Source organism: Jannaschia sp. L-14R, assembly GCF_056857695.1.
In genome coordinates this window covers 683,099-709,104 of the sequence record NZ_JBSXNP010000010.1, presented here as the reverse complement: position 1 = coordinate 709,104, position 26,006 = coordinate 683,099, and the positions used below count along the sequence as shown (strand labels likewise).

Genomic DNA, 26,006 nt, shown 5'->3' with positions numbered 1-26,006 from the left:
TCGCCCGCTTGAGGCGCTTATCCCGCACCGAACACGTCACCCACAAGGGTAATCAGGTCCGGCAAAAGGCGCACCGATATTCCCGATGCATTCCCCGTCTTGCACCCTTTGGGTGCCATGGCGGCGGTAAAACCAAGTTTACCCGCCTCTTTCAACCGATTTTCCGCCTGTGCCACCGGACGCAGTGCGCCGGAAAGCGACAACTCGCCAAAGACGACGGTTTCCGGAGGGATCGCCGCGTCCTCCCGCGAGGACAGTAGCGCGCAAGCCACGGCAAGGTCGGCGGCAGGTTCCGAGATGCGGATACCGCCCGCCACATTCAGGTAAACATCGAGACCCTGAAAGCTGATCCCGGTCCGCGCCTCCAGTACGGCCAGAACCATCGACAGGCGGCTGCCGTCCCATCCGACCACAGCGCGGCGCGGCTGACTCAACTGTGAGGGTGCTACAAGCGCCTGAATTTCCACCAGAACCGGTCGCGTGCCTTCGATGCCCGCGAACACAACCGACCCCGGCGCGGGGGCATCCCGGTCGCCCAGAAACAGGGCCGAGGGGTTGGCGACTTCGGCCAGACCCATGCCCGTCATCTCGAATACGCCGATCTCGTCGGCGGGGCCGAAGCGGTTTTTGACGGCGCGCAGGATACGGAACTGGTGCCCGCGCTCGCCTTCGAAATACAGCACCGTATCGACCATATGCTCGACCACGCGCGGTCCTGCGATCTGACCGTCCTTTGTGACGTGGCCGACCAGAATGACCGATGTGCCGAACCGTTTGGCAAAACTGGTCAGCTCATGCGCGCAGGCGCGCACCTGAGAAACCGATCCCGGTGCCGAATCCACCGTGTCCGCCCACATCGTCTGGATCGAATCGATGATGCAGAGGTCGGGCTTCTCGGCTTCCAGCGTGGTCAGGACGTCGCGCAGATTGGTCTCGGACGCCAGTCTGACGGTGCTGTCGGCCAGCCCCAACCGCTGCGCGCGCATGCGAACCTGCGCGGTCGCCTCCTCGCCCGACACATATACGACGCTGTGACCGGCATTCGCGAAGGCGGCAGCGGCCTGCAACAGCAGGGTCGACTTGCCGATCCCCGGATCGCCACCCACCAGCGTCGCGGATGCAGGCACCAGTCCGCCACCCAGCACACGGTCCAGCTCCCCCATGCCCGACAGGGTGCGGGGCGGCGGCACTTCCTCGGACGACAGGTCGGTCAGTGCCATGCGCTTGCCCTTGGCCGTGCCCAGCGATTTCTTCGACGGCCCCTGCGACAGGGGCACTTCTTCCTGAATGGTATTCCACGCGCCGCAACCGTCGCATCGCCCGATCCATTTTTTATGAACGGCGCCGCAATCGGTGCAGGCGAACTGGGTGACGGGTTTGGCCATGTTCGCCTTTTGGTCCATGCGCGGGTTGGGCGCAAGTGGGGGCAGGATGGGAAGTCGGCGCGTCATCTTTCTGCCACTGTCCGTGGCGATTTCGCCACGCGAATCCACGAGTTGACTTGGGGGAACGCTTCGGCACTCGAAGCTTCGTGACGTTCATGTCATGGCGACTGCGCGACAACGGACGGCTTGATACAGGCCAAGACAAGAAAGTGTTAAATATGAGCAGAACGATTTTTTCCGGTATTACGGGTGCCACGATCCTGGTGGCGACGACGATGTTGGGTAACGCCGCGTGGGCCTGCAACATTAGCGGTTGTGGTGAACCAATCCTCCCACCCCTCCCAAAAGGCCCCGCCGCCGCCACACAATTCACCGCCCTCTCCCAGGGCACCGCGGCCGTCACGCGTGGCGTGGTGGCGCAGGCCGGGGGCGTGGCCGCCACGCAGGCGCAGAGCGGGCTGTCGCTTGAAACCAACACCACTGCTTCGACCCGCGGCACCAAGTCCAAAGGCGTCAACACCTGGATCGAGTTCACCGGCTTCGCCGTCAACGGCAACGACCTGCGCCAGACGGCCACCGGCTTCCAGCTGGGCGGTGATGTGCATGTGACGCCTAACCTCGCCCTCGGTCTGTCCATCGGTCACGATCAGATCAACTCCGACGCTGGCGGGTTCGACCTGTCGGGCGACCTGACGTTCCTGCAGCCCTATGCGGCCTACGTCAGCGGCCCGATGCGCACCGAAGCCTCGCTGATCTACGGACGTGGTGATTTCGAACAGGTGTCGCTGGGCGGCACCGGGCAGGCGGACACAACGCTGATCGCGGCCACGGTTTCCGGGGCCTATGACATGGCGCTGTCGACCGGCCAGACCCTGTCGCCAATGGCATCGCTGTCCTACGGCGAGGAGGAGTCCGAGGGCACCGGCGGCACACTGGCCGGGGCTGGAAAGGACACCACCAGTTTCGGTCGCGCTTCGGTGGGGGCACGTCTGAGCACGGCTTTCGACGCGGGCACCGCCTTCGTGGGCCTGCATGCCGACTACGACTACAGCAACGGCGATACCGATCTGGTCGCGGGCTTCGACGATGACACCGGTTTCGCGGGTCGGATCGAACTGGGCGTAAACGCCGCCATCACGCAACGCCTGAGCCTGCGGACCTCGATGTCGGTCGGCGGTCTGGGCACCGGCACCAAGGACGTTGCCGCCGGTCTGACTTTGAACATGAAGTTCTGATCACAAGACACTGAACAGAAAAGGGACGCGCCCGTCACAGGCGCGTCCCTCTTTCGTTTCGGCATGGCGGGCCTATTCCGCCGGGGCCGCCATCTTGTCGCCCATGCCATCGCGCCGCGACAGGCCCACGACATTCTTCGGCCTGTCATGGCCGGTCAGTTTCAATGCATCAGTCACCTCGGCCAGATCCATTTGCAGACGCTCCAGCTGTTTCTCGGCCAGACCCTCCTCGACCGACACGGCCTGCATCCAGCGCTTGATCTCCTGCACGGTTGCCTGCGCCATCGAGATACGCTGCCGGTAATCCTCGACCTCTTTCTGGCGCTGGCGCAGGAAGCTGCGGGCGCGGTCGACCTTTTCGTCGGAATAGACTTCGGCCAGTTCGCGGCTCTCGACGGACATCTGGGCCGCGACCTCAAGGACATCATGCTCCATCCCCGCCAGATCCGGATGCGCGCGCATCCATTCGATCCGGTCGCGCATGGCATCGAATTCGCGGCTCAACTGGAATGTGCCTTCGCGGTCGGCTGCATGAACCATGGCATAGGCCTGCGTAACGTCGTCCATAGAAAGGTGAAAATTACGGTTCGTGACTTCCAGACGGCGGACGCGGGAATTGGCGGGCAGGAAACCGACCAGCAACAGCACAAGCACTGTCAGGCCGATTTGAGCGATCATCCCGGCCTGCGCCACTTCGGTCTCGCCAATGGCCAGCGGCAGGTCGAGCCAGGGAAGAAGCCCCATGAGTGAAGCGACGGTGAGGCCGGTCAGACTCAGGGCGATAAGGACAAGCAAGAAAGTGCTCACCTGCTGCAGAAAGCTTGTCGCGACGGCGACCGGAGGCGATATGTTATTCATGTAGCCGAACCCTTGTTTGGCGGTGATGATCGGGTTTTTGGCTGCTCGATTCAAACTATAGCAGACACTTGCGTTACCAATGCAACCAATTCTTGAAAAGTTCCGTTTGGCGAAACCTTTCGCTGTGACTGTTACAGGATTGTAGCAAACCGGCATCGCGTTGCCGTTGCCTTTGCGCAGATCAGGACAATCTGCCGCGTTACTGGCCGCCGCGATACTGGCGCTTGTATCGCCGCCCCATCGACGTCAGCACTTCATAGCCGATCGTTCCCGCCGAGGCGGCCAAGGTGTCGACGCCCCGGTGCGCGTCCAAAACGCGAACCGACTCGGGGTCGCGGTCCAGATGACTGATATCCACGGTCAGCAGATCCATCGACACACGCCCCACGACATTACAGGGCACCGGGCCGACCATCACCTCCATCCCCTGTGACAGGCTGCGCAGCAACCCGTCGGCATAGCCTCCACCGACCGTCGCAATGCGCGAAGGTGCGCGCGCGGTCCAGGTCGCGCTGTATCCCACCGCCTCGCCCGCAGCGATGTCGAAGCAGGATATGACCGGCAGATCCAGTGCGACCACCGGGTCCGCCTTGGCGAAGGGCAGGCCGCCGAACAGGCCGATGCCCGGTCGTGTCATGTCGAAATGATACTCACCGCCCAGCAGGATGCCACCTGTCGCCGCAAGACTGCGCGGCACCGAAATGCCATCGGTCATTTCGTGAAACCGGGCCAGCTGATCGGTGTTCTGTGCCGCATCCGGCACGTCGGACGAGGCCAGATGCGTTGTCACCAGAACCGGTTCGGCCCGCAGCGCAAGTTCGGCGACGGCCGCCCATTCCTCCATCTTCAGGCCCAGACGGTTCATGCCCGTATCAAGTTGCAGCCCGAAGGGATGACGCGGCAACGCCTCCAGATGGCGCATCAACTGCTCCAGCGAACAGATCAGCGGCACAACGTCAGCGCGCGCCAAGGTCGCCGTATCTCCGGTCATATGGCCGTAATACGCATAGATCCGCGGCTCCGGTCCCAACGCACGGCGCAGTTCCAGCCCCTCATCAGCTGTGGCCACGAAGAACGCGCGGCAGCCTTCCGCGAACAGACGGGGCGCGACCTGCGTGACGCCAAGGCCATAGGCATCCGCCTTGACGGTTGCCGCCGTTTCGCAATCGTAGGACGACAGGGCATCCAGCGCGCGCCAGTTGGCGGCGATGGCTTCGAGGTCGATATGTAGGATTCCGGTGGGCATATGCGGCGTGATGGTCAGGCCTGACGTCGCCGTCAAGCGGTCCCGATCACCGATTGCCGTCCTGCCATGGTTTCACAAGGTTGCCGAAGCGGGTGAACCGCCCTTCGAAGCTCAATTCCACCGTGCCGATCGGACCATGCCTTTGCTTGCCGATGATGACTTCCGCCTTGCCGTGCACGGCTTCCATCGTGGCCTGCCATTCGGCCATCTTGTCCAGTTGGTGATCGCCCGGTTTTTCGCGTTCTTTATAATATTCATCGCGGTAGACGAACATCACGACGTCCGCATCCTGCTCGATCGAACCCGATTCCCGCAGGTCGGACAGTTGCGGACGCTTGTCTTCGCGCGATTCGACCTGACGCGAGAGCTGCGACAGGGCAATGACGGGGATATCCAGTTCCTTGGCGATGGCCTTGAGACCCTGGGTAATCGCCGACACTTCGTTGACGCGGTTGTCGCCCTTGCCCGGTGCCGTGACCAGTTGCAGATAGTCGATGATCAGCAGGTCCAGCCCATGCGTCCGCTTTTGCCGCCGCGCCCGCGCGGCCAGCTGCGCGATGGGCAGGGCGGGCGTGTCGTCGATATAAAGCGGGCAGGATTCCAGCGCTTTCGCGGCCTCGACGAAGCGGCGGAACTCGGCCTCGGTCATGTCGCCCCGACGGATCTGCTCGGATGGCACCTCGGAGGCCTCGGACAGGACCCGCGCCGCCAGCTGCTCGGCGGACATCTCCAGCGAATAGAACCCCACGACGCCGCCTTCGACCGCGCCGTCGCGCCCGTCATAGGTGGTGCCGCGTTTGTAGGCCTTGGCGACGTTGAACGCGATGTTCGTGGCCAGCGAGGTCTTGCCCATCGACGGGCGCCCGGCAAGGATCAGAAGGTCCGAGCGGTGCAGGCCCCCCAGCTTCTTGTCCATATCGACCAGACCGGTCGAAATGCCCGCAAGCCCGCCATCACGCTGATAGGCGGCATTGGCCACGTCGACGGCCTGTTTGATGGCCGACAGAAAAGACTGGAAACCGCTTTCGGACCGGCCCTGCTCGGCCAGGGCATAAAGCTTCGCTTCGGCTTCGACGATCTGATCGGCGGGTTCCCGTTCGACTGTCACGTCGTTTGCCTGCGCGCTGATGTCCCGGCCCAATGCGATCAACTCGCGCCGGATAGCGAGGTCATAGATCATCTGGGCATAATCGCGCACCGCATAGGCCGCGATGGCCGATGCAGCCAGCGTTACCAGATAGGACGGCCCGCCAAGGGCGCGCAGACCTTCGTCCTCCTCCAGAAACGGCTTGAGCGTGACCGGCGAGGCCAGCGCGTTTTTCTGGATGCGCGCGGCGCAGATGTCATAGATTCGGGCGTGAACCGGGTCGTAGAAATGCTCGGACCGGATGACCGATGCAGCCCGGTCATACAGATCGTTGTCGGTCAGCAACGCGCCCAGAAGCTGTTGTTCGGCTTCGATGTTATGCGGCAACGTCGCATCGCCGGAAATCTCGATCCTGGCTGGAACGCCTGAGTCCACCCTTGCAATCTCGTTCATTGTTCTGCCCCTGCGACCTCGCCGTCACCCTAGGCCAAGGGGGACTATACGACAACGGGGGTCGCCTGTGGAAAGCGGGGGCGGTGTGAATGTCGTCTTGTAAAGTGCTGAAATAAAACGAACGGAAATCAGCTTTGCGTCGCCCGAGCCACGGACTGACGCAAATCGTCGATCCAGTTGCAGGCCAGCCCGTCGCCGTCGTCGTCCAGCTTGTGGCGGTCGTTGCGTGGCCCGCCGGAGCCCATGAACTCCACCTGCGCGGCGGCATCGGTCAGAAAGTCGTCGCAGTTGACCCCGTCGAGGGCCGGGTCGTCCTGTGACGGGCGGCGATAGCGCCCGCGCGCGGCCTGCGCCAGTGTCCGGCGGCCCAGATAGCCGATGCTGGACGAGAACTGATCCCGGCTGCCCAGCTCCGCCTCGACCTGCGACAGCTCGACCATATCCCGTGTCGATGCCTGAACCCGCCAGAGCGTGGCGGTGTCCAGCGCGTTTATGCGCCGCGCTTCGTCGCGCGCGGTCTCGGGCGTTACGACAAAAGCACCGCAGGCGGTAAGCAATGGCAGAAGCAGAAGAACGCGCATCATCTCGATACTCCCGAAGGCAGGCGGAGAAGATTCAGGGTCACTTGTTCAGTGGGACCGGGTTTTTGCAAAGGCGTCAAGCTTGGTGGTGAAACCGGCCCGCGGCGTCACTTCTTGTGCTTTTCCTGCCACCTGCGCGGATCGTTCAGGAAGTTTTCGACCCCGGCCAGCGTTTCGGCATCGAAGCTGCCTTGCGCGCGCGCCTCGGCCAGAACATCCCACCATGTTGCCAGCGCATGCAGCGTCACACCATGGTCACCCAGCGTCTTGGTGATTTCGGGGAAGATGCCATAGCTGAAGATGACGCCGGTATGGGCACAGGTCGCCCCGGTTTCGCGGATCGCGTCGACGAAGGACAATTTGCTGCCGCCATCAGTAGTCATGTCCTCGATCAGCAGGACGCGCTGGCCTTCGGTCATCAGCCCCTCGATGCGGGCATTGCGGCCATATCCCTTGGGCTTCTTGCGCACATAGGTCATCGGCAGGGCGAGGCGTTCTGCGATGAAAGCTGCAAAGGGGATGCCGGCGGTTTCGCCACCCGCGACATTGTCGAAAGCCTCGAACCCCGCGTCGCGCATCACCGTGACGGCCAGAAAATCCATCAGCGTGGCGCGCAGGCGCGGGTAGGAGATCAGCTTGCGGCAGTCGATGTAGGTCGGGCTGGGCAGGCCGGAGGCAAGTGTAAATGGCTCGCGCGAATTGAAGTGAACGGCTTCGACCTCCAGCAAGGCGCGGGCAGTCAGGCGGGCGATTTCGGCAGATGGCGGGAAGGTTGTCGGGATCATGCGGGTCTCCGGGGGCTGTTCCCCGCAGGGAAATAACGATTTAGTAACAGGCGTTTAAGTTTGATTAATCGACGACATGCCAGTGGATCGGATGGCCGGGGTCGAACAGGGTGACGGACTGACCGTAAGCCTCGATCCTGGCAGGGAAATCCAAATGGCTGCCCTTTGAAAGCGTGATCGTGTCGTCATTGACCGGAAGCCCGTAATGCGCGGGTCCGTGAAGCGAGACGAAGCCCTCCAACCGGTCCAGCGCATCCTCCTCCTCGAACACATGCGCCAGCAGGGGCAGGGCGTGCGTTGCGGTGAAGCACCCGGCGGAACAGCAGGCCGATTCCTTGGCGTGGGTCGGGTGCGGGGCACTGTCGGTGCCGAGGAAAAACTGTGCCTCGCCCGAGGTCGCGGCCTGACGCAGCGCTGTCTGGTGCGTGCCGCGTTTCAGGATCGGAAGGCAGTAGAAATGCGGGCGCATCCCCCCGGCCAGCATGTCGTTGCGGTTCGCCATCAGGTGCTGAACCGTGATCGTGGCACCGACGCCGGGATGAGCGCGGACCCAGTCAACGGCCTCGGACGTGGTGACATGTTCCAGCGTCAGTTTCAGGTCCGGATGCGCGGCGCGCAGGGGTGTCAGCACGCGGTCCAGAAAGCGGGCTTCGCGGTCGAAGATGTCAATGCTCGCATCGGTGACTTCGCCGTGCAGGCAGAGCGGCACGCCCGCCGCCTCCATCGCCGTCAGCACGTCACGCACGTTTTCGAAATTCGATACACCGGAGGCCGAGTTCGTCGTGGCCCCCGCCGGGTAAAGCTTCACCGCGGTGATGATGCCGTCGGCGTGGGCCTGCACGACGTCCGTCGGGTCGGTCGTTTCGGTCAGATACAGCGTCATCAGGGGGCGCGCGAACCCGGCGGCGATTACGCGATCCCGATACGATGCGGCCTGTGCGCCGGTAACGACGGGCGGCACCAGATTGGGCATGATGATCGCGCGCCCGAAATGGCGGCTTTCTGGGGCGACGGCGCGCAGCATGTCGCCATCGCGCAGATGCAGGTGCCAGTCATCGGGACGGCGGATCGTGAGGCTGTTCATATGCCCCGGACTAGTCCCCTTGCGCCGCCTTGGCCAGAGGGTCAGGGTGCGCGGATGCCTGATACTTCCCTTATGCAGCGTGTCCGTGGCGAGGCGCATGTCACCCTTGGCCGCCACGGGCTGCGCGATCTGCGGCAGGCCGGGTCGGCCAAGGCGATCCTGCCGCGCACCGATGCGCCCGAGCCGGAGGTGGTGTTCCTGAACACGGCGGGAGGGATTACATCGGGGGACCGGCTGGATTATATGCTGACGCTTGGATCGGGCGCGCGGGCGACGGCGGGGACACAGACGGCAGAAAGGGCATATCGCGCGACAGACGGCCCCGGTCGCGTTGTCACGACACTGAAGCTGGGCGCGGGCGCGCATCTGGATTGGTTGCCGCAGGAGATCATCGCATTCGAAGGCTGCGACCTGTCGCGTATCACGCAGGTCGAGATGGCGGGCGATGCCACGTTTCTGGGTGTCGACACGGTGGTTCTGGGCCGCGAAGCGCATGGCGAGACGCTGCGTGCGGCGCGATTGCACGATTTGCGGAGGATCACGCGAGACGGCGTGCCGTTGCATATCGAACATCTGACGCTGGGACCGGATATGCTGAATGATCCGGCCTGTCTGGGCGGTGCCCGCGCGATGGCCACGCTGGTGATGGCCGGCCCGGCGGTGTCGGATGCACTCGGACCGCTGCGCGCCGTTCTGTCCGTTCAGGACGTGACCGCTCATGCCAGCGCCTGGGACGGACGGCTGGTCGCGCGCTTCCTGTCGCGGCATCCGGCCCCGTTGCGTCGGGCGCTTGTCTCGGCCATCTTGACGTTGCGCGGCAGACCGATGCCACGCGTCTGGCAGTGCGAGGTGACGACATGAACCTGACCCCCCGTGAAAAGGACAAGCTGCTGGTCAGCATGGCCGCGATGGTGGCGCGCGGCAGGCTGGCGCGCGGCGTCAGGCTGAACCACCCCGAAGCGATCGCCCTGATCACCGATTTCGTGGTGGAAGGCGCGCGGGACGGTCGGTCGGTGGCCGATCTGATGCAGGCGGGCGCACATGTGATTACCGCCGATCAGTGCATGGAGGGTATTCCCGCCATGATCCACGATGTGCAGGTCGAGGCGACGTTTCCCGACGGCACCAAACTGGTCACCGTGCATCATCCGATCCGCGTGGCGGAGGCGGCGGAATGAGTGGTCTGGTTCCCGGCGAGATCCTGACCGCGCCCGGTGATATCACCCTGAACGATGGGGCAGAGGTCACGACGATCGAAGTCTCCAACACCGGTGACCGCCCGGTGCAGGTCGGCAGCCATTATCATTTCGCCGAAACCAACCCCGCGCTCGACTTTGACCGGGACGCGGCGCGGGGCCAGCGGCTGAATATCGCCGCAGGCACCGCAATTCGTTTTGAACCCGGACAGTCCCGGCGCGTTACACTCGTGCCGCTGTCCGGAGATCGCCGGGTGTTCGGCTTCAATGGCAAGATAATGGGAGATCTCGGATGATGGAATTGTTCCGCCTGCAGATGCGGACCGCGCAGATGCTGGTCGAGGCCTCCAGTGTGATCAACATACGGATGCTGGGCATGGCAGGGGTAATCTCGTCGGATGCCGGAGAAATGAAGCGGATGGTGACCGAAAAGCAGACCGCTTTCATGGAATCGGGTCGCGCCGCGATGGGTGCGCTGATGGCGGGCAAATCGGCGGCACAGGCCTATGGGGTCGCGCTGACACCCATCGGGCGGACGACACGGGCAAATTCGCGGCGTCTGGTGAAATGGAAATCGCCGTGAAGACCCTGATCGCGATCCTGCTTGTTCTGGCCGCTCCGGTCGCGGCCCAGATCGCGCCGCAGATCGACTGCATGGCCAGCGATCTGACGGCACCGGAATACAGGTTCTGCGCCAGTCAGGCCTACGAGGAGGCGGATGCCGAACTCAACCAGGTCTACCGCCTGGCGATTGCCCGCGCCCAGGTCTTCGACCAGGAGGTGGCGGTGCTGGACCAGAGCGGGCCGATCACGCTGGAGGAGGCGCTGCGTCAGTCGCAGCGCGACTGGATCGCCTTCCGCAACAGCGCCTGCGAGGCCGAGGCCGTGATTTTTCGTGACGGGACTGACGCGCCGGTCGTCGGGACGATCTGCCTTGCCCGCAGGACTGTCGAGCGCACCGAGGAACTTCGGACCTTCGCCTCTGACCTGTGATCCCTGTGCGGACCATGCAGGTGACAGGTGCGGTCCATGACATGACCCGCGCCCGGATGTGCAGTTTCCATCCATTCAGCCCATTCCTGCGCGCCGGTTGATCGCGTGGCCGGTCGCATCACTGCCGATGGGATGGGACCGGCGGTCCGGTTGATATATTTTTCGGCAGTCTGCTGCGCACAGTGCCCTGAATTTAGGCAGGATGTGATTTGCGCATAGCCCTAGCGCCGTCCCGGTTTGACAAGCGGCAGGGGCGGCGGGACATCTGTCGTCTACCGACAGGAGACCCGATGCCCGCAACGATTTCCCGCCGTGCCTATGCCGATATGTATGGTCCCACGACCGGCGATCGCATCCGTCTGGCCGATACCGAGTTGTTCATCGAAGTCGAACGCGATCTGACCATTTATGGCGAGGAGGTCAAATTCGGCGGCGGCAAGGTGATCCGCGACGGCATGGGCCAATCGCAACGCACGCGCGCAGAAGGGGCGGTCGATACCGTCATCACCAATGCCCTGATCGTCGATCACACCGGCATCGTGAAGGCCGACGTTGGCCTGCGCGACGGGCGTATCGTGGCCATCGGCAAGGCGGGCAATCCGGATACGCAGCCGGGCGTCGATATCGTTATCGGACCTGGAAGCGAGGCCATCGCGGGCGAAGGTCGCATCCTGACCGCCGGGGGCTTCGACTGCCATATCCACTTCATCTGCCCGCAGCAGATCGAGGATGCGCTTCATTCCGGCATGACCACGATGCTGGGCGGCGGCACCGGACCGGCGCACGGCACACTGGCCACGACCTGCACACCGGGATCGTGGCATATCGGACGTATGATGCAGAGTTTCGATGCGTTCCCGGTGAACCTGGCGTTGTCGGGCAAGGGCAATGCATCGCGTGCTGCGCCACTTGAGGAAATGGTGCGCGCCGGGGCCTGCGCCCTGAAGCTGCACGAAGACTGGGGCACGACCCCCGCCGCCATCGACACCTGCCTGAGCGTGGCCGACGATATGGACGTGCAGGTGATGATCCACACCGATACGTTGAACGAGAGCGGGTTCGTCGAGAACACCATCGCCGCCATAAGGGGCCGCACGATCCATGCCTTTCATACCGAAGGCGCGGGCGGGGGCCATGCACCCGATATCATCAAGGTCTGCGGGTTGAGCCATATCATCCCGTCATCCACCAATCCGACGCGGCCCTATACTGTGAACACGCTGGAGGAACACCTCGACATGCTGATGGTGTGCCACCACCTCGACAAGTCGATCCCCGAGGATGTGGCCTTCGCCGAGTCGCGCATCCGCCGCGAAACCATCGCCGCCGAGGATATTCTGCACGACATGGGTGCGATGAGCATCATCGCATCGGATTCGCAGGCAATGGGCCGCGTCGGAGAAGTCGCCATTCGCACGTGGCAGACCGCCGACAAGATGAAGCGCCAGCGCGGACGACTGGAGGGCGAGACGGGCGACAACGACAACCTGCGCGTCCGGCGATATATCGCGAAATACACCATCAATCCGGCGATTGCGCATGGCATCGGCCACGAAATCGGCTCGGTCGAGGTCGGCAAGCGCGCCGATCTGGTCCTGTGGAACCCCGCATTCTTTGGCGTGAAGCCTGAAATGGTGCTGGTCGGCGGCACCATCGCCGTGGCCCAGATGGGCGACCCCAATGCCTCGATCCCGACACCGCAGCCTGTCTATTCGCGGCCCATGTGGGGCAGTTACGGGCGCAGTGTCGAACGCGGTGCGGTGATCTTCGCCTCGCAGGCGTCGATTGATGCGGGCGTCGGTGGGCAGTTGGGGCTGGCGAAGGAGCTGGTCGCGGTGAAGGGGACGCGCGGCATCGGCAAGCGGGATATGGTTTTGAATGATGCGCTGCCCGAGATCGAGGTGGACCCGGAGACCTATGAGGTGCGCGCCGACGGCGAACTGCTGACCTGCGAGCCGGCGGAGGTGCTGCCGATGGCGCAGCGGTATTTCCTGTTTTGAGGTCCGCGATGACGAGAGAGTGGATTTGCTGGCGACCGCGCCCATCCGCGGGTCGGGGCGAACGGGTAGTGCCCGGCAGGTTTCGCCGGGCGAGAGCATGGAGGGGGGGATTTCTGTGACGACACTCCTGTCCCACCTCCACACCCCCACCGACACGATCCGGCTCGACTACGACGCGCGGCTCGTGCGTCGTAAACGGCTGATGACCGAGCGGGGGATGGCGGTGATGCTAGACCTCCCTGAATTGACCGACCTGTCGCATCACGCGGGCCTGCGTCTGGATGACGGGACCGAGATCGCGCTGGAGGCGGCGGCGGAGCCTGTTCTTGTTATCAAGGGAAATCTGCCCAGTCTGGCGTGGCATATCGGCAATCGGCACACGCCCTGTCAGATCGACGGTGACACGCTGGTAATCCGCGACGATCACGTGTTGCGCGCGATGCTGGAGGGGCTTGGGGCGCAGGTTACGGCGGACACACGGCCCTTCCATCCCGAAGGCGGAGCTTACGGTCACGGGCGCACGTTTGGCCATGATCCCCATGACCACTGACCTTTTGCGCCTGACGCAGTGGCTGTCGCCCGCGTTCCCGGTGTCGGGCTATGCCTATTCGCACGGGCTGGAGACGGCGATGGCCGGGGGCCACGTGACCGACGCGACCAGCCTGACGGCCTGGGTTCGCGCCGTTCTGACCCACGGGACCGGCCCGCTGGATGTCTGGGCCATCCGCCGCAGCATGGCTGGCGACGACCCGGCCCATCTGACCGCGATCCTGCGCGCCCGCGCGGGCAGTCCCGAACGCTGGCAGGAGGCGCGCGACCAGGGTGCGGCCTTCTGCGACGTGACCACCGCGATGGGCGATATGCCACTGGACGATTTGCCGCTGCCCGTAGCTTTGGGCGTGCGGGCGCGGGGAATGGACGCGGGCGTCGTCGCGCTGTTGTTTCTGCAAGGCTTCGCGGGCCAGATGGTGTCGGCTGCCGCGCGGTTCCTGCCGCTTGGCCAGAGCACGGCGCAGACCGTGTTGCGTGGCCTGCATGCCGATGTCGCCGTGACGGCGGCGCGCGATGAGATTGACCCACCGGGGTCTGCGGCGGTGCTGGCCGAGCTGGACGCGATGGCGCATGAGTCGCTGCAACCGAGGATCTTTCGGACATGAAGACGTATTTCAATTGCTTGAAGTAATTACGATATGATTAGCGTGAACGGCCCTCTGCGCATCGGCATCGGTGGCCCCGTGGGCGCGGGCAAGACCACGCTGACTGAACATCTGGCCCGCGAATTATCGCGCGATCTGTCCGTGGCGGTCATCACCAACGACATCTACACGCGCGAGGATGCCGAACACCTCATGCGCGCGCAGGTCTTGCCGCTGGACCGCATCCGGGGAGTGGAAACAGGTGGCTGCCCGCACACCGCGATCCGCGAGGATGCGTCGATCAATCTGGCCGCGATTGCCGATCTGCGCGCCGCGCATCCCGATCTGGATGTCGTGCTGATCGAGAGCGGGGGCGACAATCTGGCCGCGACCTTCAGCCCGGAACTGGCGGATCTGACGATCTATCTGATCGACACCGCTGCCGGTCAGGACATTCCGCGCAAACGCGGGCCGGGGGTGACGCGGTCGGACCTTCTGGTGCTGAACAAGACCGATCTGGCCCCGCATGTCGGCGTCGACCTGGATCGCGCGCGCATTGATCTGGACACGGCGCGCGGCACCCGGCCTTATGTCTTGGCAGCGCTGCGAAAGGGGCAGGGCGTGGATCAGATCGTCGCGTTCATCCAGCGCGAGGGCGGGCTGGAGAAATCCACCGCCTCCTGAACGCTCCTGACAGTATGCTGTCAGGAGGGGGGTGTCAGGATATGTCCGGTGCCCCGACGGTCGGGGCCGTAAACCGGAGAACAAAAATGTCTGATCCAACGAATGTCGTCGTGTGGGCCGAGATACCCGTCACTGACATGGAACGCGGCCGGGCGTTCTATGCCGCCGTGCTGGAGCGCGAACTGCACCTGGACGAGAGCGGGCCGAACCCGATGGTCCCGCTGGGGACCAGCATGGACGATCCCGGCGTGGCCGGGCATCTCTACCCCGGCAAGCCGGCGCCCGAGGGCACGGGCAATACCATTCATCTGGCCGCGCCGGGTAAGCTGGAGGCGATCATGGACCGTGTTCGCGGGGCCGGGGGCCAGGTGGTCAGCGATGCGATCCCGATCCCGGTGGGGCGCTTCTTTTATGCAATCGACCCCGACGGCAATTCCGTCGGCCTGTTCGAGGGCTGACGCCCATGCGCCGCGCCGACCGCCTTTTCCGTCTGGTGCAGACCCTGCGCGGCGGCAAGCTGTGGACGGCGGCGCGGTTGTCGGAAATCGCCGAGGTGTCGGAACGCACGATCTATCGCGACATCGCGGACCTTCAGGCGTCCGGCGTCCCTGTCGAGGGGGCGGCGGGCGTCGGATATGTCATGCGCTCCGGCTTCGACCTGCCGCCGCTGATGTTCACCGAAGCCGAGGTGACGGCCCTGGCCTTGGGGGCGCGCATGGTGTCGGCCTGGGGCGGACATGACATGGCCGGTGGCGCGCGCGACGCCTTGTCGAAGATCGAAGCCGTTGTGCCCCGCGCGCAGGACGTGCAGGACGCGCTGTCGCGTCTGAGCGCACCCATGGACGGGATGGCGGCGTCCGATCGAGAACGCCTTGATGTGCTGGACCGTCAAATTCGGGACCGGTGTCTGGTGCGAATGGTCTACGTCACGCCGGATGGAAATCATACGAACCGCAGGGTGCAGCCCTTGGGCCTGTGGTTCTGGGGCCGCGTCTGGACCTTGGTGGCGTGGTGCGAATTGCGCAGCGATTTCCGCATGTTCCGTATTGACCGGATCGGTGTTCTGGAGCCGCTGGACGACGGCTTCGACCCCCACCCGGACCGCAGCCTGTCGGCCTGCATCGCCCAGATTGAGGCGCGGGAGGGGTGCGTCCTGCCGTCCGATCCGCTGGCATGATCCGGATCAGGCCGCCTTGGTGAACAAGCGTTCGAAATTCGCCTCGGTCGCGGCGGCGAAGTCGGCATACTCCATGCCGAAGACCTCCGCCCCCTTGCGCGCCGTCAGATTGACGAACGACGGCTCGTTGCGTCTGCCGCGATGGGGGGGCGGGGCCAGATAGGGGCTGTCGGTCTCGACCAGCACGCGATCCAGTGGTGCGGCGGCGAAGATATCGCGTACCTCCTGCGAGCGGGGGAAGGTCGCGATACCCGACATCGACAGGTAGAACCCCAGGTCGATCGCAGCTTGGGCCAACGCAGGCCCGCTGCTGAAGCAGTGCATGACGCAGGTATAGGTGCCCGCGCGATGTTCCTCGGCCAGAATGCGCGCCATGTCTTCATCGGCATCGCGGGCGTGGATGATCAGCGGCAGGCCGGTGCGGCGCGCGGCTTCGATGTGAATGCGCAGACTTTCCTGCTGAACGGCCATGCTGTCGGCCGTATAGTGATAGTCCAGCCCCGTCTCGCCGATGCCGACCATCTTGGGGTGTATGGCCAGGGCGACCAGGTCTTCGACGGTGGCCAGTGGCTCGTCAGCGGCGCTCATCGGATGCGTTCCGGCGGCCCAGAAGACAGGGGCGTGGGCATCTGACAGGGCGCGCACGGCGGGCGCGTTCTTCAGCTTGGTGCAGATCGTGACCATGCGATGGACGCCCACTTTCGCGGCGCGATCCAGAAGGTCGGGAAGCTCGCCCTCGAACTGCGGAAAGTCGAGGTGGCAGTGACTGTCGGTGACTTTGGGTTCCATGTCGCGCGGATTAGGCCACGGGCAGTCCGGACTCAAGGGCGCGCGCGGTCAGATCTGTCGTGCCTGCGCGTCGATCCGGGCAAGTGCGTCCCAGACGATTGCGGCGGGGTCGACGTTGACGGCACGCGCATGGGCCACGCGGTCGCCGATGTCCTGCGCCAATCTCGCCCAGACGCGGGCGGCGGCGTCGTGCGGGGCCAGCCGCGTCAGGGTGCGGACTTCGGCGTCTGGCGCATCCGGGGGCGGGCCCAGCAGACCGGTGCGCGCGGCGCGGTGCAGCAGGCGGGCGATGGCGGTGACGGTCGCATCCAGGCGTGCAGCGCCTGCCTTGCCCGCGCAGGCATCGGCCATGGCGCGGGCACGGGCGCGGTCCATCTGCGGTTTGGACAACAGGTTGACCAGTGCCTCGTAGGTGTCGGCACCCCCATCGGCCAATTCCAGCGCCGCACCGACCGATCCTTCGGCCAACGGGTTGGCGGCGGCGGGGTGACCCCCGGCCTGCACGACTGCGGCCTCCAGTGCATCCGGATCCAGCGGGGCCAGTCGCAGCACCCGGCACCGCGACCGGATCGTCGGCAACAGCCGGGCGGGTCGGTGCGAAATCAGCAGCAGCGTGGCTTTCGCAGGCGGCTCCTCCAGCAGTTTCAGGATCGCATTGGCCGCCGAGGGGTTCAACTCGTCCGCCGGGTCCACGATCACGACGCGGCGCCCCCCGGCGGACAGGCCGAAGAAGCTGCCGAGGCGGCGGACTTCATCGACGGTGATCTGCGTTTTCAGCTTCTTCGCCTTCTCGTCCCAGGGACGCCGGATCAGCATCAGAGACGGCTCGGACAGAGCACGGATTCGGGGCAGGGCGGCGTGGCCCGGAGGGGCGTCCAGCGTGTCGGCCTGCGCGGGCGGGTCTGTCAGCAGAAACCGGGCGATACGCCACGCCAGCGTTGACTTGCCTACGCCGCGCGCCCCGGTCAACAGCCAGCCATGGTGCAGACGCCCCGTATTCCAGGCGTCCAGAAACTCAGCTTCCGCAGCAGATTGACCGAATAATTGCGCCGTTTCGCGCGGGTGCGGCGCCTCGCCCGCGCGGTCGGCTTCGGGAATGTCGTTCACACCAGGGCCTCGACCCGGCGTGCGACCTCGTCCGCCCCGGCCATGCCGTCGACGATGCGGATGCGATCGGGGAAATCACCGGCCAGCGCCAGGAATCCGGCGCGCAATTTCTGCTGGAACGGCAGGCCGAAATCCTCGAACCGATCTTCGCCAGATCCGCGTGCCAACCCGCGCGACAGTGCGACTTCGGGGTCCATGTCGATCACGACGGTCAGGTCCGGTTCGCGCCGGATGACCAACCCGTGCAGCGCATCGACCAGTTCGCGCAGATCGCCGCGCGTCGCGCCCTGATAGACGCGCGTCGAATCCGCAAACCTGTCGGATACGACCCAGGCACCGCGATCCAGCACGGGAAGGATCAACCGCTCCAGATGATCGCGCCGCGCCGCATTGAACAGCAGAAGCTCCGTCTCGGGTGACCAGCGATCAGGATCGCCTTCGACCAGCAGGCGGCGGATGGCCTCGGCCCCGTCGGAACCGCCCGGCTCCCGCGTCAGGACGACATCGTGGCCGCGTGCGCGCAGAAAATCGGCCAGCCGCCGCGCTTGCGTCGACTTGCCTGACCCGTCGATGCCTTCGAACGAAATAAACATGAAATCGGCCTAGCAGGCCCCGTTCAAAGGGAAAAGACGATAGGCGATGCCGCCGCTTTTCTTGGCTCGGCAGGTATTCGTGCCAAGGGAGAAAACGACCACGGAGAACGGACCCTTTACTGGAATCGTTCCATCGCCGATCCCAGCAGATCGCCTGCGACGCGCCCGCCCGCGATCTCGAGCCGGCGCATGGGCCCGGCCCGCTCCACGTCGGCTGCCGCGATCAGCGGCACCTCGATCGGTGGCACACCCGGATGCGACAGGGTCAGCGTACCCAGTCGCGTTCCCGCCGTGACCGGAGCCTTGATCGGGCCGTCGTAAGTGATTTCGCCTGTCACCGCCTTGCGGCCCGTGACCGGCAGCAACAGTGTCACCGCATTTTCCGGGATCAGGTCGACAGTCTCAGCTTCGCCCATGAAAACATCGGCCTGCAGTATTGCTTTCTGATCGGCCAGAAGCTCGACTTCGGCGAACTGGCGGAACGCCCAGTTGACGATGCGTTCGCTTTCCTCGGCGCGTGCTGCCTCGGAGTCCAGGCCCGAGATTACGAAAGTCACGCGGCGGTCACCCTGAACGGCGCTGCCGACAAGGCCGAAGCCCGCTTCCTGCGTGTGTCCCGTTTTCAGGCCATCGGCCCCGATGTTCAGCCGCAGCAAAGGGTTGCGATTATAACGGTTGGAGGGCGATCGACCGTCGAAGGCGAACTCGGTTTCGGCGAAGTATTTGTAATATACAGGAAATTCGGTAATCAGACGTTCAGCCAGAATCGCCAGGTCGTTCATCGACATGACATGTCCCGGTGCGGGCCAGCCGTTCGAATTGCGAAACACCGAATTGACCATTCCCAATTCGCGCGCGCGTTCGGTCATCATCCTTCCGAACCCGGCCTCGGTCCCGTCCGGCGACAGGGCTTCGGCCAGAACGGCGCTGGCGTCGTTGCCCGACAGGACCACGACACCGCGGATCAGATCCTCGACCGATACGCGGTCGCGCGGGTCCAGAAACATCGTCGATCCGCCATAGCTGGCCGCTTCCTGCGAGACCGGAAGTTCCGTTTCCAACGTCAGCTGGCCACTGGCCAGAGCCTCGAACGTCATGTTCAGGGTCATCAATTTGGACATGGATGCGGGCGGCAAAGGCACGTCGGCGTTCTTCGACAGCAGGATCTGTCCGGTATTGTGGTCGACGACGACGGCGGCCCCGGCCTGGGTCGCGAATTCCTGTGCCAGCGCACTGCTGGCAAAAGTGAAAGTGGACAGTAGCACGGCCGCGATCAGAGGGCGGAGCATGGGCAGGGTTCTCCGGATATTGGGAATAGTCTTCGGTCGATATAGGATATTAGCCGCCGACAGCAAAAGCATCGGTGAAGCCAAGCCCCTTGGCCTTGCGGATAACCGCCGCCCGGTCCGATGCGGTTGTCGACGGTCCGACCACGACACGCCAGAATCGGCGGCCCTGGCTTTCCTGTTCCAGCACCGTCGGCACGACCCCGGCAGTGGACAGCGACGTCGCCGTGTTGCGGGCGTTTTCCTCGACCGAGAAGATGCCGATCTGGACATAGGCCCGGTCAAGGCCTGTGCTGCGCGCGGGTGCCGGTGCGGCGGAAGCGGTTCGCACCGGCGGTGCATCCAGCGAGGTGGCGGTCACGGTGGGGCTGATCGCGCTGGAAGCGGCGGGCCCGGCGTCTGACAATGCTGTGGTCGACGGGTCTGACGGTGCAGCGGACAGGGGGGTGCTGGCGGGTGTCTTGCGGCCGAACAGGCGCTGGAAGACATTGCGGCGGCGCGCAGGTTGTTCGACGGATGCGGCGACGGACACCTCTGCGCCTTCGGACCCGATTGCAGCCGTGGTATCGGATTCGGCAGTGTCGATGGCCGCTGCGGCTGCGGCGATGGCATCGGGGTGCGGTGTGGCGGGAACGACGTCGGTCTGGACCGTTTCTTCGGTCAACGGCACGGTTTCGGTCTCGGTCAGCGGGGCACTGGCGGCGGGCGCGGCGACCGGCTCGGACACTTCTTCCCGGCGCAGGGCGACGACGTCGATGATCGTGGGGGCCCCGGCGATGATGCCAAGCGCGGCGGCCGCATCGGACGACAGTTGCAGGGCCGGGCCGGGGTTGTCCCGTTCACGCTTGAACAAAGCGCCTATGACAAATTTGCCATTGTCGGAATTGCGGATGATGACCCGCTCCGGGTCACGCACACCAGGAGCCGCGACCCAGACGCCGCCAAGACTGGGTCGTCCATCCCAAAGTGCGCGATCCTGTGCCTTGAAAACCTCGGGCGCCTCGACGTCGCGTTCGATCAGCTGGACGCTGTCAAAGGCCGGGGCCGCACGGGTAGCATCGCTGCCGCCATTGAGCGCGGACTGGCAGCCCGCGATCAGGGCGATCAGCGCGACGGATGATGTGAATCGGATGGTTCTGGAGGCAAGCGCCCCGTGAAATGCCTGTCGCACTGTCATCTGCCCCAAGACTGTTTACTGCCGGTGGCGGTTCGTTGATCGGACCTGCCTTGGCGGGACCCTAGCGCATATTCCCAAACCTGTGAAGCCTGCTGTTCTCGGCCCACCATATCTTGGGGAATCGTGGCCAATATGTCGGGGGTCGCGTCTCCAGACCGAACCGCTGCGGCGTGCGGTCATGTCGCCTGTCGGTTTCCGGCATGCGGTCAACCGGGGCGAACCTGTTCTCCGGGCCCAGGCTGATAAGGTCATGGCGGCACGTCCTGACGGACGCAATGCCGCGGATGGATGACGGGAGAGGGATGCCACGCAAACCGAAACGCCGCCCCAGGGGGCGGCGCGTCAATAAGATAGCGATAGGATCACCCGGCCGAGGCCGGTTCCTCCACCTTCTTGTCGGAGTGGATCAGCAGCGGCTTGACCTCGCGGCGGACGGCCTCCTCGTTCACGACGACTTCCTCGACCGTATCCATACCGGGCAGTTCGAACATCGTGTCGAGCAGGATGTCCTCCATGATCGAGCGCAATCCGCGCGCACCGGTCTTGCGCTCGATCGCGCGCTTGCCGATGGCCTGCAACGCGTCGTCGGTGAAGGTCAGCTGCACATCCTCCAGGTCGAACAGACGCTGATACTGTTTGACCAGCGCGTTCTTCGGCTGCGTCAGGATCGTCACCAGCGCGTCCAGGTCAAGATCGGTCAGCGTCGCGATAACCGGCAGGCGTCCGACGAATTCCGGGATCAGACCGAATTTCAACAGGTCTTCCGGTTCCAGATCCTTGAAGTATTCGCCCACGGTCTTTTCGTCAGGGGCCTTCACATCGGCACCGAAGCCCATGCTGGACCCCTTGCCGCGCTGCGCGATGATCTTGTCGAGGCCGGCAAAGGCCCCGCCGCAGACGAACAGGATATTCGTCGTGTCGACCTGCAGGAATTCCTGCTGCGGGTGCTTGCGCCCGCCCTGCGGCGGCACGGAGGCGACGGTGCCCTCCATTATCTTCAGCAGCGCCTGTTGCACGCCTTCGCCCGATACGTCGCGGGTGATCGACGGGTTGTCGGACTTGCGGGTGATCTTGTCGACCTCGTCGATATAGACGATGCCGCGCTGTGCCCGCTCGACGTTGTATTCGGACGCCTGCAACAGCTTGAGGATGATGTTCTCGACGTCTTCGCCCACGTAACCCGCTTCGGTCAGCGTGGTCGCGTCGGCCATGGTGAACGGCACATCCAGAATCCGCGCCAGCGTCTGCGCCAGCAGCGTTTTGCCGCAGCCGGTGGGGCCGATCAGCATGATGTTGGACTTGGCCAGCTCGATGTCGGATTTCCCGGCATTATCAAGGCGCTTGTAGTGATTGTGGACAGCGACCGACAACACACGCTTGGCATGTTCCTGACCGATCACATAGTCGTCCAGCACCTGGCAGATTTCGCGCGGCGTCGGCGTCCCTTCGGAGGATTTCAGGCCCGCGGCCTTGGTCTCCTCGCGGATGATATCCATGCACAACTCTACGCATTCGTCGCAGATGAACACCGTCGGACCCGCAATCAGCTTGCGAACCTCGTGCTGTGACTTGCCGCAAAAGCTGCAATACAGCGTATTTTTACCATCACCTGAAGTGGAAGTGTTGGCCATATTAGCCTCCTCGTCGTGCCGCCTTGCCTGTGGCCGCCGACAGCGGGGCGCACCCCGCCGCTCATGAATTCCGAATATCTGACCCAAAGCCTAGGCGGATCGTCCGGGGGCCACAATGGCAAAATCGGCGCCCAAACCCCGGTTCGCCGGTGGCCTTTACGTTAACCTGTTCCGCACCCCGAATGGGCATGGATCGAGCCGCGAATTGCACTTCGCGGCCCGTCGTCCGGGAAACCCCGCAGGGTCACTTCTTGGTCGCCGGTTTCTCGTCGGGTTTCGCGTCGCCCCGGTTTTCGACGATCTCGTCGATGTGACCCCAGTCCTTGGCTTCCTGCGGCGACATGAAATTGTCCCGCTCCAGCGCCCGCTCGACCTCTTCATAGGTCTGGCCGGTGTGCTTGACATAGATGTCATACAGCTGCTTGCGGATCTTTTCGGTCTCGCGCGCATGGATCATGATGTCGGTTGCCTGACCCTGATATCCGCCCGAAGGCTGGTGAACCATGATCCGGCTGTTGGGCAGCGAGAAGCGCAGACCCTTTTCGCCTGCCGCCGACAGGACCGATCCCATCGAAGCGGCCTGACCGACGACCAGTGTGCTGACGGCGGGGCGGATGTATTGCATCGTGTCGTAGATCGACAGGCCGGAGGTCACGACGCCACCGGGCGAGTTGATATACATGCTGATTTCCTTCGACGGGTTCTCCGCCTCCAGATGCAGCAATTGCGCCACGACAAGCTGGCTCATGCCATCGTGGACCGGGCCGTTCACGAAGATGATCCGCTCTTTCAGCAGACGGCTGAAGATATCGTACGCCCGCTCACCGCGACTGGTCTGCTCGACCACCATCGGCACGAGATTGTTCTGAAAATTATCGACCGGGTCGATCATGGCACTGCCCCTTCTGCCACCGCCTCCACGACTGTCGCGGGCGGGCTTGGCAGGAACCTATGCGCGGGGGACGGGGCCTTCAAGCCGATCTGTCCAACCTGTCTTACTTCTGCGACAACCGGGATCGGCCGGGATCGGGCCGTGGGCAGGGTTCCGACGATCACGGGCGGGGATGCGCCGCGCAAGGCATTGTCAGACCGACGTGATTGACCCGCGCAGCCGTGCGGTGAATAGGATCGGGCATGAGTTACGAGACAATTCTGACCGCGCTGGCCGACCCGACGCGCCGCGCCGTATTGGACCGTCTGAGGCGCGGACCCCAGCCGGTCGGTCGCATTGCCGACGATCTTCCGGTTTCCCGTCCCGCCGTATCGCAGCATCTGAAGGTTCTTCTGGACGCGGGGCTTGTGTCGGTTCGGGCACAGGGGACGCGAAATCTCTATGCATTGGTGCCGGGCGGCGCTGGCCCGCTGGGCGATTGGCTGGGCAGTCTGCGGACCGATCCGGCCGATGCTCAACCGGATGGTGCCGTGACCGATACCGCGGAAGGCACCCTTCGCCGCAGACTGACAACCCGCCTGACACCCTCCGAGGCATGGGCCCTGTTTTGCGACGACCTGTCGATCTGGTGGCCCGTTGCCCGCGTGTCGCTGTCGGCGCAATCCGGTGGCGCGCTGCCGCAGATCGTCACCCTGGACGCGCGTCCCGGTGGCCATCTGCAAGAGGTGCTGTTTGACGGATCACGCGGCATTTGGGCCACGGTCATCACGGCGCGCGCGCCCGGCTATCTGCAGCTGGACTGGCGGCTGGAGACGGTGGGCGGCTCTGTCGTGACCGTCGTTTTTACGCCCCAGGACGGGGGGTCACGCTTGACCTTGACCCAGGATACCGACACGACCCGGACGGCGGACCTGTGGGATGCGGTGCTGGACCGTTTCTCGGCCGCCGCCAACTCGAGCCTGTCGAACTTCTGATGCGTCCCATCCGCGTGTTTGCCCTTGCCCTGCCGGTGCTGGTCCTTGCCAGCTTTTCGTTTCCGCGCACCGTGCTGTTGCCCGGAGCGCACGGGTTCCGCGAGATTGCGCCGCGCGTCTGGATGCAGCCCGGCGCGCGCGATCCCGTCGAGGTATTGAACGAACTCGACTGGGCCGAAACCAGAATCGAAGAATGGTGGGGTGACGCGACTGAACGGCCCCGCATCCTGATCTGTGGCGATACCGGATGCGACGGGTCGCTTGGCGGCGTGGGGCCCTATGCGCAGGCCTACGATCAGTATCTTCTGATTCTGCATTCCCGGCTGAGCACCGAGGACGCGGACCTGCGCCGGGCGATTATCGCCCATGAACTCAGCCATGCGGCGCTGGCATCGCGGGTGTCATCCTGGCGGCTGCTGACCGGCGATATGCCGGCCTGGCTGAACGAAGGGCTGGCGGTTCTTGCCTCTGACGATCCACGCTTCGACCTGACGCCCGAGCGCTGCGCGTTGCTTGCCGACGAAACCCTGCCTGAAAGTATGCGCGACTGGGACCATGCGGCGGGTCAGCGCGATCGCCCGATCTATCAGGCAGCGGCCTGCCGGGCCCGCGACTGGCTTGCAACCAACGCCCTGTCGGACCTTTAGCCCGCAGTCGCTTCAACGAAGCCAGAGACCTTCGCGCTTCAGCCGGTTGCGGATTGCCTGTTCCTTGCGGGGCAGGTCGCTACGGTCGAACAGCGCCCGCGCCTTGCCGCCCTTGGGCTGATACAGGAACCGCTTGAACGGTTCGTAGTCCTTGAGAACTTTCTTGACCGGGTTGGGGGCCGTCGCCCCCTGGACCGCTGTGATCACATGGTCTGGCGCGGTCGCGTACATCAACGGCAGAAAGCGGTAATGAAAGCTGTGGCTGCCATCCAGCAGGCCATCGTCGATCCCGCCCTTGTCACCGGGTCGCCCGCCGCCCAACTCGTGAATCGCCAGGGGGAGCGCGGCCTGATCCAGCCAGGGATCCAGCACCTGACAGGCGACCTCGTCGGGCGGGTCGTCACGGATCATCAGGGCGGCGTCCAAAAAGGCTCTGCGAAACGCGTCCGGATGTTGTCCGAAGAACCACCCCGCATTGAAATAGAGATAGCGCTGCCAGTATTCGTCAGGCCAGTTCAGATCCAGCGTATCTGCCAGCCGTCCGCCACGTCTTGCATGAAGAACGCCCCATATATCGTTGTAACCAGGCCCGTAAATCTCGATTTCAGGCCAGGTCCCCTCGCGCTTCATGCTGGCGGCAGGACGCGAGAAATCAATATCCAGCGTCGAGATGTCACTTGTGATTACAGTATCCGTATCGAAGAACATGAACGGCCCGTCGGGCAAAGCCACCAGGCCTTCGATCTTGTTGCCGTTGGGATAATAGCTTCCGAAATGCCGACTCTCGAATGGCACGATCTCAGCGCCCAGCGACTCCAGAAGATCACGCTGCGGCCCGGCCGGTATGCGCGGATCGGCTGACCAGCGATCGCCCGGCTGCGGCTCGGCCACGATCAGCCGTCCATCCCAGCCCGGCGCGTTGTGGCGCAGGGTCGCGGCGAAGAGGCAGGCTTCGTGGGTCAGGCGGCCGCGCTGACCGACGATCATGATATTGAAGGTCATCCCGAGCC

29 protein-coding genes are annotated in these 26,006 nt (G+C 64.3%); 14 read left to right on the top strand and 15 right to left on the bottom strand.

Annotation, left to right across the window (positions count from 1 at the left end; genetic code table 11):
- Positions 1–17: 17 nt before the first annotated feature.
- A complete protein-coding gene (gene radA, locus AC13C2_RS11840) occupies positions 18–1,385 on the bottom strand; it encodes a DNA repair protein RadA (protein WP_482886920.1) in 1,368 nt (455 codons plus the stop codon).
- A 218-nt stretch (positions 1,386–1,603) separates the two neighbouring features.
- Here radA and AC13C2_RS11835 point away from each other — a divergent pair, with 218 nt between their 5' ends.
- Positions 1,604–2,620 carry an autotransporter outer membrane beta-barrel domain-containing protein gene (locus AC13C2_RS11835; protein WP_482886919.1) on the top strand — a complete coding sequence of 339 codons (1,017 nt, stop codon included), beginning with the start codon at positions 1,604–1,606 and terminating at the stop codon, positions 2,618–2,620.
- A gap of 72 nt (positions 2,621–2,692) precedes the next feature.
- Here the strand turns inward: AC13C2_RS11835 and AC13C2_RS11830 are convergent, their stop codons facing one another.
- The 6 genes from AC13C2_RS11830 to pyrC form a co-directional block, all read right to left on the bottom strand.
- Entirely contained in the window at positions 2,693–3,478 is a 786-nt protein-coding gene (locus AC13C2_RS11830; RefSeq protein WP_482886918.1) for a DNA repair protein, read from the bottom strand.
- A gap of 199 nt (positions 3,479–3,677) precedes the next feature.
- Positions 3,678–4,724 carry an alanine racemase gene (gene alr, locus AC13C2_RS11825; protein ID WP_092763334.1) on the bottom strand — a complete coding sequence of 349 codons (1,047 nt, stop codon included), beginning with the start codon at positions 4,722–4,724 and terminating at the stop codon, positions 3,678–3,680.
- A gap of 46 nt (positions 4,725–4,770) precedes the next feature.
- Positions 4,771–6,264: a replicative DNA helicase gene (locus AC13C2_RS11820; protein ID WP_339646847.1), complete on the bottom strand. Its 1,494-nt coding sequence runs from the start codon at positions 6,262–6,264 to the stop codon at positions 4,771–4,773.
- A gap of 128 nt (positions 6,265–6,392) precedes the next feature.
- The gene (locus tag AC13C2_RS11815) at positions 6,393–6,848 is read right to left on the bottom strand and encodes a hypothetical protein (RefSeq protein WP_092762851.1); all 456 of its coding nucleotides are present in this window, start codon (positions 6,846–6,848) and stop codon (positions 6,393–6,395) included.
- A gap of 104 nt (positions 6,849–6,952) precedes the next feature.
- A complete protein-coding gene (locus AC13C2_RS11810) occupies positions 6,953–7,630 on the bottom strand; it encodes an orotate phosphoribosyltransferase (protein ID WP_482886917.1) in 678 nt (225 codons plus the stop codon).
- 64 nt (positions 7,631–7,694) lie between these two features.
- Positions 7,695–8,714 (bottom strand): dihydroorotase, encoded by a 1,020-nt coding sequence (gene pyrC / locus AC13C2_RS11805; protein ID WP_482886916.1) that lies wholly within the window; start codon positions 8,712–8,714, stop codon positions 7,695–7,697.
- 54 nt (positions 8,715–8,768) lie between these two features.
- On the opposite strand from pyrC, the gene AC13C2_RS11800 reads away from it, so the two are divergent.
- The 11 genes from AC13C2_RS11800 (at position 8,769) to AC13C2_RS11750 (ending at position 15,900) form a co-directional block, all read left to right on the top strand.
- Positions 8,769–9,575, top strand: coding sequence for an urease accessory protein UreD (locus AC13C2_RS11800; protein ID WP_482886915.1), 807 nt, complete (start codon positions 8,769–8,771; stop codon positions 9,573–9,575).
- Positions 9,572–9,892, top strand: a complete 321-nt coding sequence (locus AC13C2_RS11795; protein WP_092762842.1) for an urease subunit gamma — start codon at positions 9,572–9,574, stop codon at positions 9,890–9,892. The genes AC13C2_RS11800 and AC13C2_RS11795 overlap by 4 nt, the downstream gene beginning before the upstream one ends.
- Before the next feature lie 5 nt (positions 9,893–9,897).
- The gene (locus AC13C2_RS11790) at positions 9,898–10,206 is read left to right on the top strand and encodes an urease subunit beta (protein ID WP_339646869.1); all 309 of its coding nucleotides are present in this window, start codon (positions 9,898–9,900) and stop codon (positions 10,204–10,206) included.
- A complete protein-coding gene (locus tag AC13C2_RS11785; protein WP_092762840.1) occupies positions 10,203–10,493 on the top strand; it encodes a hypothetical protein in 291 nt (96 codons plus the stop codon). The genes AC13C2_RS11790 and AC13C2_RS11785 overlap by 4 nt, the downstream gene beginning before the upstream one ends.
- The gene (locus tag AC13C2_RS11780) at positions 10,490–10,903 is read left to right on the top strand and encodes a lysozyme inhibitor LprI family protein (RefSeq protein ID WP_245737579.1); all 414 of its coding nucleotides are present in this window, start codon (positions 10,490–10,492) and stop codon (positions 10,901–10,903) included. The genes AC13C2_RS11785 and AC13C2_RS11780 overlap by 4 nt, the downstream gene beginning before the upstream one ends.
- Positions 10,904–11,193: 290 nt before the next feature.
- Positions 11,194–12,903 (top strand): urease subunit alpha, encoded by a 1,710-nt coding sequence (ureC, locus tag AC13C2_RS11775; RefSeq protein WP_482886914.1) that lies wholly within the window; start codon positions 11,194–11,196, stop codon positions 12,901–12,903.
- Between the two features lie 115 nt (positions 12,904–13,018).
- On the top strand, positions 13,019–13,453 hold the full coding sequence (locus AC13C2_RS11770; protein ID WP_482886913.1) for an urease accessory protein UreE: 435 nt from the start codon (positions 13,019–13,021) through the stop codon (positions 13,451–13,453).
- Entirely contained in the window at positions 13,443–14,060 is a 618-nt protein-coding gene (locus tag AC13C2_RS11765) for an urease accessory protein UreF (protein ID WP_482886912.1), read from the top strand. Before AC13C2_RS11770 ends, AC13C2_RS11765 begins: the two co-directional genes overlap by 11 nt.
- 33 nt (positions 14,061–14,093) lie before the next feature.
- The gene (gene ureG / locus AC13C2_RS11760) at positions 14,094–14,723 is read left to right on the top strand and encodes an urease accessory protein UreG (protein WP_482886911.1); all 630 of its coding nucleotides are present in this window, start codon (positions 14,094–14,096) and stop codon (positions 14,721–14,723) included.
- Between the two features lie 86 nt (positions 14,724–14,809).
- Entirely contained in the window at positions 14,810–15,181 is a 372-nt protein-coding gene (locus AC13C2_RS11755; protein ID WP_482886910.1) for a VOC family protein, read from the top strand.
- Between the two features lie 5 nt (positions 15,182–15,186).
- Complete coding sequence (locus tag AC13C2_RS11750) at positions 15,187–15,900, top strand: helix-turn-helix transcriptional regulator (protein WP_092762826.1); 714 nt, start codon at positions 15,187–15,189, stop codon at positions 15,898–15,900.
- 6 nt (positions 15,901–15,906) lie between these two features.
- Here the strand turns inward: AC13C2_RS11750 and AC13C2_RS11745 are convergent, their stop codons facing one another.
- From AC13C2_RS11745 to AC13C2_RS11715, 7 genes are all read right to left on the bottom strand, one after another.
- Positions 15,907–16,689: a TatD family hydrolase gene (locus AC13C2_RS11745; protein ID WP_092762824.1), complete on the bottom strand. Its 783-nt coding sequence runs from the start codon at positions 16,687–16,689 to the stop codon at positions 15,907–15,909.
- Positions 16,690–16,737: 48 nt separating this feature from the next.
- Positions 16,738–17,796, bottom strand: a complete 1,059-nt coding sequence (locus tag AC13C2_RS11740; protein ID WP_482886909.1) for a DNA polymerase III subunit delta' — start codon at positions 17,794–17,796, stop codon at positions 16,738–16,740.
- Positions 17,793–18,389 carry a dTMP kinase gene (tmk, locus tag AC13C2_RS11735; RefSeq protein ID WP_092762820.1) on the bottom strand — a complete coding sequence of 199 codons (597 nt, stop codon included), beginning with the start codon at positions 18,387–18,389 and terminating at the stop codon, positions 17,793–17,795. The genes AC13C2_RS11740 and tmk overlap by 4 nt, the downstream gene beginning before the upstream one ends.
- 116 nt (positions 18,390–18,505) lie before the next feature.
- Complete coding sequence (locus AC13C2_RS11730) at positions 18,506–19,678, bottom strand: D-alanyl-D-alanine carboxypeptidase family protein (RefSeq protein ID WP_482886908.1); 1,173 nt, start codon at positions 19,676–19,678, stop codon at positions 18,506–18,508.
- A 49-nt stretch (positions 19,679–19,727) separates the two neighbouring features.
- Positions 19,728–20,852, bottom strand: a complete 1,125-nt coding sequence (locus AC13C2_RS11725) for an SPOR domain-containing protein (protein ID WP_482886907.1) — start codon at positions 20,850–20,852, stop codon at positions 19,728–19,730.
- A gap of 362 nt (positions 20,853–21,214) precedes the next feature.
- Positions 21,215–22,483: an ATP-dependent Clp protease ATP-binding subunit ClpX gene (clpX, locus tag AC13C2_RS11720; protein ID WP_339646011.1), complete on the bottom strand. Its 1,269-nt coding sequence runs from the start codon at positions 22,481–22,483 to the stop codon at positions 21,215–21,217.
- A 244-nt stretch (positions 22,484–22,727) separates the two neighbouring features.
- Positions 22,728–23,375, bottom strand: coding sequence for an ATP-dependent Clp protease proteolytic subunit (locus tag AC13C2_RS11715; protein ID WP_474521683.1), 648 nt, complete (start codon positions 23,373–23,375; stop codon positions 22,728–22,730).
- A 242-nt stretch (positions 23,376–23,617) separates the two neighbouring features.
- On the opposite strand from AC13C2_RS11715, the gene AC13C2_RS11710 reads away from it, so the two are divergent.
- Positions 23,618–24,349, top strand: a complete 732-nt coding sequence (locus tag AC13C2_RS11710; protein WP_482886906.1) for an ArsR/SmtB family transcription factor — start codon at positions 23,618–23,620, stop codon at positions 24,347–24,349.
- Positions 24,349–24,996 carry a hypothetical protein gene (locus tag AC13C2_RS11705; protein ID WP_339640609.1) on the top strand — a complete coding sequence of 216 codons (648 nt, stop codon included), beginning with the start codon at positions 24,349–24,351 and terminating at the stop codon, positions 24,994–24,996. Before AC13C2_RS11710 ends, AC13C2_RS11705 begins: the two co-directional genes overlap by 1 nt.
- A gap of 12 nt (positions 24,997–25,008) precedes the next feature.
- Here the strand turns inward: AC13C2_RS11705 and AC13C2_RS11700 are convergent, their stop codons facing one another.
- Complete coding sequence (locus AC13C2_RS11700; protein ID WP_482886905.1) at positions 25,009–25,998, bottom strand: hypothetical protein; 990 nt, start codon at positions 25,996–25,998, stop codon at positions 25,009–25,011.
- Positions 25,999–26,006: the final 8 nt, after the last annotated feature.